General features: G+C 59.0%; 5 protein-coding genes and 1 pseudogene. 2 read left to right on the top strand and 4 right to left on the bottom strand.

Annotated features, from left to right (window positions below; all coding sequences use genetic code 11):
- Positions 1-14 precede the first annotated feature (14 nt).
- Positions 15-1,376 (top strand): hypothetical protein, encoded by a 1,362-nt coding sequence (locus VNC39_RS14970; RefSeq protein ID WP_325400451.1) that lies wholly within the window; start codon positions 15-17, stop codon positions 1,374-1,376.
- A gap of 706 nt (positions 1,377-2,082) precedes the next feature.
- On the opposite strand, the gene VNC39_RS14975 is transcribed toward VNC39_RS14970, so the two are convergent.
- The 3 genes from VNC39_RS14975 to VNC39_RS14985 form a co-directional block, all read right to left on the bottom strand.
- The gene (locus tag VNC39_RS14975; RefSeq protein ID WP_325400452.1) at positions 2,083-2,733 is read right to left on the bottom strand and encodes a hypothetical protein; all 651 of its coding nucleotides are present in this window, start codon (positions 2,731-2,733) and stop codon (positions 2,083-2,085) included.
- Between the two features lie 105 nt (positions 2,734-2,838).
- Positions 2,839-3,822 (bottom strand): NAD(P)H-quinone oxidoreductase, encoded by a 984-nt coding sequence (locus VNC39_RS14980; protein ID WP_325400453.1) that lies wholly within the window; start codon positions 3,820-3,822, stop codon positions 2,839-2,841.
- Between the two features lie 118 nt (positions 3,823-3,940).
- A complete protein-coding gene (locus VNC39_RS14985) occupies positions 3,941-5,401 on the bottom strand; it encodes an NAD-dependent succinate-semialdehyde dehydrogenase (protein WP_325400454.1) in 1,461 nt (486 codons plus the stop codon).
- Positions 5,402-5,525: 124 nt separating this feature from the next.
- Here VNC39_RS14985 and VNC39_RS14990 point away from each other — a divergent pair, with 124 nt between their 5' ends.
- Positions 5,526-6,446: a LysR family transcriptional regulator gene (locus tag VNC39_RS14990; protein ID WP_325400455.1), complete on the top strand. Its 921-nt coding sequence runs from the start codon at positions 5,526-5,528 to the stop codon at positions 6,444-6,446.
- A gap of 56 nt (positions 6,447-6,502) precedes the next feature.
- On the opposite strand, the pseudogene VNC39_RS14995 reads toward VNC39_RS14990, so the two are convergent.
- Positions 6,503-6,745: pseudogene (locus VNC39_RS14995) on the bottom strand (aldehyde dehydrogenase (NADP(+))); the annotation flags it as partial.

The raw sequence follows: 6,745 nt of genomic DNA on the forward strand, positions 1-6,745 counted from the left end.
CACAGGCACACTTCATGACCAGCTTACAGACGCGTCTCGATGAGCATCTTAAAGCACATCTATACGTAACTGGCGGAGCTTCAAAAAGCTTAGCGATCCGTCTTCAAGAAGCTGAATTTCTGTTTCTGGTCTACACGCCGCGCGATGCGAACACCGAGGCGCTAGTGGCGGAGCTTACCGACGCCGTAGCAGCCCAGGAGAAGCGCAGGCGTCCTCGTGGGCCGAAAGAACGGCAGGCGCTGGAGGAAGCCGTAGCGGCTGTGGTCGGTGGCGTGCTGCTGTCTGCGCTACGGCGCGGCAAGATGGTCCTGAAGAGTCGGCGGGAAGAGGCGTTCAGAGGTCACGTTGGCTACTCAGCAGCGATAGCTGCGATCGATGGTTTGGCGGTTACGGGCTTTCTGCTCCACCATTCCGGCATCCGTTTCGAGCGCCAGGACGCCTTCAACGACGTTACGGCCTGGGCCGGATGGGCGAGCAGGTATGAGGCAAGCGACGCGCTGATCCACCTTGCAGCGTCGTATGGCATCAACAAGGAGACCGTAAAACGCAGCTTCGGCACACGCTTTCCGCTGAAGGCCGAGGTGGCGAAGACACCTATGGTCCTGAAGCAGTTCGAGAGTGACGGTGGCGCAAGCCTTAGCATTCCCCGGAGCGATCAGACCCACAAGCAACTCAAGGCCGACGTTCAGCTGGCTAACCGGCTCCTTGCGGCGGCCTCATGGTCGTCCAACTGCCAGCCCCCGGCGCTCTTCCGGACCTTTCGGGACGACTGGACGTTCGGTGGACGGTGGATTGTCTCAGGAGAGGCGTCGATACAGCGCATGGCGGCGGAAGACCGGCTTGAGATTCTGATTGACGGGCAAGCGGTTGCTGAGATCGACGCACGCGGTAGTCAGTTGTCCATCGTTGCGGCTATCGCAGGCGTACAGGCGATACTGGGCGACCCCTACCAGATCGGCGCGCTAGCTGCTTTCGAGCGTGACGTGGTCAAGGCGGCGCTGACGGCCACTCTCGGTACCGGGACATTGCGTAAGACTTGGCCAAAAGACATGAAACACGACGAGGCGGTGAGCATGCCCAAGATCAGGGATGCGCTCGTCTCGGCTCATCCTTACCTCCGTGACCTCTCCAAGCTCCTCGGGGTTCCTTCAGACCGCGTTTCCCTTCGCCTCCAGAACATCGAAGCGCAGTGCCTAACCCACGCCATGCGAACGCTATGGGCCGAAGGTACGCCTGTTGTGCCCATGCATGACGGCCTCCTGGTGCCCGTCGCAGCCGCTGGGATGGCCGAGGTGGCGCTGAGGGAAGGCTACAGGGCCGTCGCGGGGGCAATCATCCAGACGACGCAGAGTGTCGGGGGCGGGGCTGCTGCGTGACACGCCCTCCACAGCCTTACAAAGACTCGCCTGAGTCTGCGGCGGCGTCTCCTGGTGGGTGACTACCGGAGGCTCTACGGGGTGGCTGTACGACTCTCCTGAGTCGTCCTGACGTGTGACGCCCATTCAGCACATGCAACATACGGCCAGGAGTACCCCACAGCGTCACGCAGCGGCGTTATAGGCACGCCGGTGGTGACTAGTACCTTCGCACAGACGTTTTGACGGGTTGAACGATGGACTGCATTCGACCCAAGTAAGTCACTCCGGAGCTTGCCAGCTCGTCCCAAAAGCGGTCGTAGCAAGGGCTGATCGGTAGGCGGGGCAGCGCCCATCCCGGACGTACAGGGCAACTGAGCCGTTTCTCAAAACCGGTCGTTCATCGGGGTATGACATCCCGATGGCCAACATATCAGGACATCTTGGCGTAGGCGTGCTGCTCGAGAGCTGTCCCACAGGCAAGCTCGCCTTCGCCGAGGGGACGTGACGCTTGATCAGGCACGCCATCGGGACGAAGCATGAAATCAAGCTGGCGACCTGAGGGCTCTCAGGTCCCGAACCTTCTGACTGTTTAAGTTTACCACCGGTTGCCCCAGGCATTCGCAAGTGACTGAAAGGGTAATGCTAACGGGGCAGGGTCATAAACAGCACTCGACTCAACTATCGGTGATATTGTGGAGTTACCGTCGATATTTGATCGACGAGATTACGATGACGCCTGAGACGGGGTTTCAGCCGCAATCAGAGCAGTCTCGAATGCAAGGAAGCTCTCCTGGCTCACGCTGGTGCCGCTATTGCCATCGTTCATCAGCGACAACAGTGACTGCGCAGTAGAGCTATTGCCGTCAGTAGATACCGAAGCGAGACCTTGCAGCACTTCGGCATTTGAAAGCGAATCGCTACCATTCGTATCAAGTGCAGCGAAGAGTTGATCAGCCTGTTGCTTTGTGCCGCCGAACTGCTCGACAACCTTCGCGAAAGCAGAGGATGTAATCTCTCCGTCCGGTTTGCCATCAGCGTCGACCGGCACCGTGGGAGAAGCCTCACTCATGTCCTTCAAGTAACCAATCATGGTTGCGGGACTGCTGCCTTGTGGCAGTGACGGTAGGCCGAGCCCGGCAATACTGACCTCCGTAACCGCTATACCCTGTGATGCGAGCGCCGCATACTGGTTTGCCTCAGGGCTCAGAGTGACGACCTCCGTCGACGATTGTGACGCCGCAGCGGTCATGGATTGGGTTGCGGTTGATGCGGTGTTCACGTTCGAACTGGACGAAGCAGCCCCCTGCTGCTCGCTCGTACCCGTCTGAGGGTAAGCGTTATTTCCAAGATTTGGACCGACGGACAATACAGACATGAGAGATCTCCGATTGAAAGGCCGCAGATGGGCCAGCAGATGTTCTGAGATTAAGCAGCACTTCTTCTTTATATGACCTTTACGGGCGCGCAAAGTCGTCCACGATCAATCGACGCTGAGTATGATTTTTCCGATCCCCTGGCCGCTCTCCATGCGGCGATGAGCATCAGCCGCCCTCGCAAAGGGGAACATACTGTCAATCACTGCTCTAACAGCGCCGTTATCGAAATGCTCGAGCCATCGGTCACCGAAGCGCCGGCTCATTGCGCATTTCACGTCCGTCGGTCGGGACTTCATCACCGTGCCGATGATTCGCAGATGGCGATAGAGAACCGCGTCGAGCGGGAGCCTGGCATCTGCGGCCCCGCCCATGATCCCCACTTGTATCAAGCGTCCGCCCTCGGCCATCGAGCGCACGTTACGATCAAGATATGGCGCACCAACAAAATCGATCACGACGTCGACGCCGCGACCATCGGTGGCTTCGGCCACGACCTCGGCAAAATCCTGGTGCTGGTAGTCAACGGCGATGTCGACACCGAGCTTACGTATTCCATCAAGCTTTTCTGCTTTGGTCGTACCAATGATCCGACCACCGACGGCACAAGCCAGCTGGACAGCAGCTGAACCAACGCCGCTGGCGGCGGCGTGGATCAACACCGTCTCGTGCGGTTGCAGTTCGGCGAGATGAATCAGCGCCTCATGAGCCGTAATGAACGCTTCGGGAATCGCTGCGGCATGAACGAAGTCGAGTTCATGAGGAATGGGCATCGCCATTCTGTGGTCGATCCGTGCCAATTCGGCGTACGCGCCGCCGCCGACGACGCCCATGACCCGCTGGCCAACCTCGAAGCCAGTGGTTTCCATGCCCATGGCAATCACTTCACCGGCGATTTCCAATCCCATGATGGTGGAATCGCCAAAGTCAGGTCGGCCATAGCCCCCGTTGCGATGGATGAGGTCAGCCCGGTTTACCCCGGCGGCGCGGACGCGGACCAGTAGGTCTGTTGGCCGCAACAATGGTTCCGGTGCCTCCGAGATCTGCAAAACCCCGGCATCGCCAAATGTATTAAACGAAATGGCTTTCATGTCCGCTTCTCCGTGACGGCGTTCAATGACGCGTTGGCGATTGCGTTAGGCACTCATCGCACCCGATAGGTCGGCGTCCAAAGCCGGACAAGTGACCCACGCAGCTTGCGTTCTCCGTTCAGATCTGGCTGATGAATTTGGTCACGAGGTAATTTTCGATGCCTTCTTCGCCCCCTTCCGAACCATAGCCGCTCTCCTTGAGGCCACCGAATGGCAACTCGGATACGACCATGTTGAAATGATTGATGCCGATCATGCCGGCTTCAAATCCATCGCCGACTGCCATGGCGGTTTTGGCACTGGTGGTGAATGCGTAGGCACTTAGTCCGTAAGGCAGTCGATTGGCCTCGGCCAGACCATCTTCCAATGTCTCGAACGGGCGGAGCACAGCGATCGGACCGAACGGCTCCTCGCGCATCACACGCGCTTCCATCGGGACATCCGCGAGCACCGTCGGAGCGTAGAAGAAGCCGGTGCCGCTGACGCGCTTGCCGCCGGTCAGGATTTTGGCGCCTAGCGAAAGCGCATCTGCGACGAGCGCTTCGACCTTGTCTACCTGTCGTTGGTTAGCGAGCGGACCGACCTGGGTTGCGGGGTCGAGGCCGGGGCCAACTTTTAATGCCTCGGCAGCGGCGACGAATTTCTGCGTGAACGTGTCATAGCTCGCGCGCTGCACTAAGAAACGCGTGGAGGAGATGCAGATTTGACCGGTGCCGCGGAACCGGTTTGCTGCCCCTAGCCGGGCCGCCTCGTCCAGGTCTGCATCGTCGAACACCAGCACGGGGCCGTGGCCACCGAGCTCAAGAGTGATCGGCTTCATGCCGAGCGCGGCCTGCGCCGCTAGTCGCCGACCGACCGGCACAGACCCTGTGAACGTGACTTTGCGGATCACCGGGGAAGCGATGAGGTGCTCGGAGATTTCCGCCGGTACGCCGAAAACCATCTGTAGCACGCCCTTGGGCAGGCCCGCATCGTCGAGGGCGCGGGCGAGCGCTAATGCGGTCGCCGGGCATTCCTCGGCAGGCTTGATAATCACGGAACAACCTGCCGCGAGTGCTGCCGCCAGTTTTCGGGCCGGCGTGATGCCGGGAAAGTTCCATGGCGTGAAGGCAGCTACGGGCCCGATCGCCATCCGCTTTACCAATTGTTGGATGCCCAAGCGACGTGCCGGTACGACGCGGCCATAGATGCGCTTGCTCTGTTCGGCAAACCACTCAAAGTAATCAGCCGCGCTCGCGATCTCATATTTCGCTTCGGCGAGCGGCTTGCCTTCCTCGGTGGTCATCAGCCATTCGATGTGGGGCGCCCGCTCTCTGAGGAGAGCTGCCGTTTGCTTCAGGACCTTTGCCCGTTCATAAGCCGGTGTCCGGCGCCAGATCTGGAAGCTTCGTTCAGCAACGGCCAGGGCCAGGTCAAGGTCATCAGCTGTCGCATGTGGAACACACCCGACAACGGCGCCTGTCGCGGGGTTTATGACCGGCGAAGTGTCTCTGCCGTCCGCTTCGATCCATTCGCCGTTAATAAACAGAAAGAGATCACCATATCCGTTGCCGACCGGCATCTTTGAGAACGCAGTCATGGTCTATTCCTCAATTTCATGCAGAACGAAGCGGAGTTTGCATATGTCAACAAGACAACTGCCCCATGGAGCCGCAAATGATAACGTCTTGCCAATTACAAACCGCTGTGCGAGATGCGCAAAAATGAAGGATCCCAGGTTCGCCGAACACTTGGCTATCTTCGTTGACGTCGTTCGCGGAGGCAGCTTCTCGAGCGCCGCTCGTCGCCGCTCGGTCAGCCCTTCGTCGATCGTGCGTCAAATCGACGGATTGGAGCAGAGCCTGGGCGTGCCGTTATTGGTCCGTTCGACGAGGGCACTCTCGCTGACCGATGCCGGCCAACATTTGTTTGAACGCGCCCAGCGGCTATTGAATGATCTTGCGGATACACAAGCGGAAGTCAGTGCGATGGGCGGCGCCATTGCCGGCGTATTGCGGATTGCCTGTCTTCCCACTTTCGGTAAGCGCTATGTTGTCCCGGCTCTAAAAGAACTCTTCACAGAGTATCCGGAACTCAAGATAGAGCTCGATTTAACCGAGCGGCTTGCAGACCCTGTGTTAGACAGGCTGGATGCGGTGATCAGAATTGGCGAGCTTCGGGATAGTGCTCTCATCGCCACAAAGCTGGCACCTCAAACGAGACTGCTTGTCGCCAGTCCTAGCTATTTGGAACATGCCGGCACGCCCAAGACGACGGATGAGATCCCCGGCCACCGGGTGCTCGACAAGCTGCATGGCACCGATTTGCTCGGTTGGGCTCATATCCTCGGTTACCCTACAAAGACTCTAGGCACCTCCGCAGAGGTGTTCCGTTGCGACGATTTTGAGGCATTACGTCAGGCGGCCCTCGCCGGTTTCGGCATTGCCTTCCTCCCGACCTGGGTTGTAGGGCCGGACATTCGCGCCGGCTTACTGACGCGGCTGCCCTTGTCGGGAGAAGCTTGGAACAGCCGTGACATGGGCGTCTACTTGCTCCGCGCGCTCGCGCAGCCATCAGCGAAGCTACAGGCATTCATAACCGGGCTCCGGAATTACATAGGTACTCCGCCGATTTGGGAGCCATAATGTATTCAAGCACGCGCTGCGGTCCGCAGCGCGTGCTTCTTTGAAATTCGCGGCGGTCACAACCGTCCAGGAAGTTTATCGCGCAACCTCCAGAGATTCAGTGGATTATCGTCGCGAAGCGCCGGCGGCAAAAGTTCCGCTGGAAAATTCTGGTAGGAAACGGGACGCAGAAAGCGGTTGATTGCCGTGCTACCGACCGATGTAAAGCGGGGGTCGGATGTCGCCGGAAAGGGACCGCCATGGATTTGCGCATCCGATATCTCCACGATATTCGAGAAACCGTTGGCTACGATTCTGCC

Source organism: Acidocella sp., assembly GCF_035535915.1.
Taxonomy (GTDB): Bacteria; Pseudomonadota; Alphaproteobacteria; order Acetobacterales; family Acetobacteraceae; genus Acidocella.

Excerpts from the sequence above, each read along its gene's own strand:
- VNC39_RS14970 (WP_325400451.1), top strand. The coding sequence starts at position 15 with ATGACCAGCTTACAGACGCGTCTCGATGAGCATCTTAAAGCACATCTA.
- VNC39_RS14975 (WP_325400452.1), bottom strand. The coding sequence starts at position 2,733 with ATGTCTGTATTGTCCGTCGGTCCAAATCTTGGAAATAACGCTTACCCT.
- VNC39_RS14980 (WP_325400453.1), bottom strand. The coding sequence starts at position 3,822 with ATGAAAGCCATTTCGTTTAATACATTTGGCGATGCCGGGGTTTTGCAG.
- VNC39_RS14985 (WP_325400454.1), bottom strand. The coding sequence starts at position 5,401 with ATGACTGCGTTCTCAAAGATGCCGGTCGGCAACGGATATGGTGATCTC.
- VNC39_RS14990 (WP_325400455.1), top strand. The coding sequence starts at position 5,526 with ATGAAGGATCCCAGGTTCGCCGAACACTTGGCTATCTTCGTTGACGTC.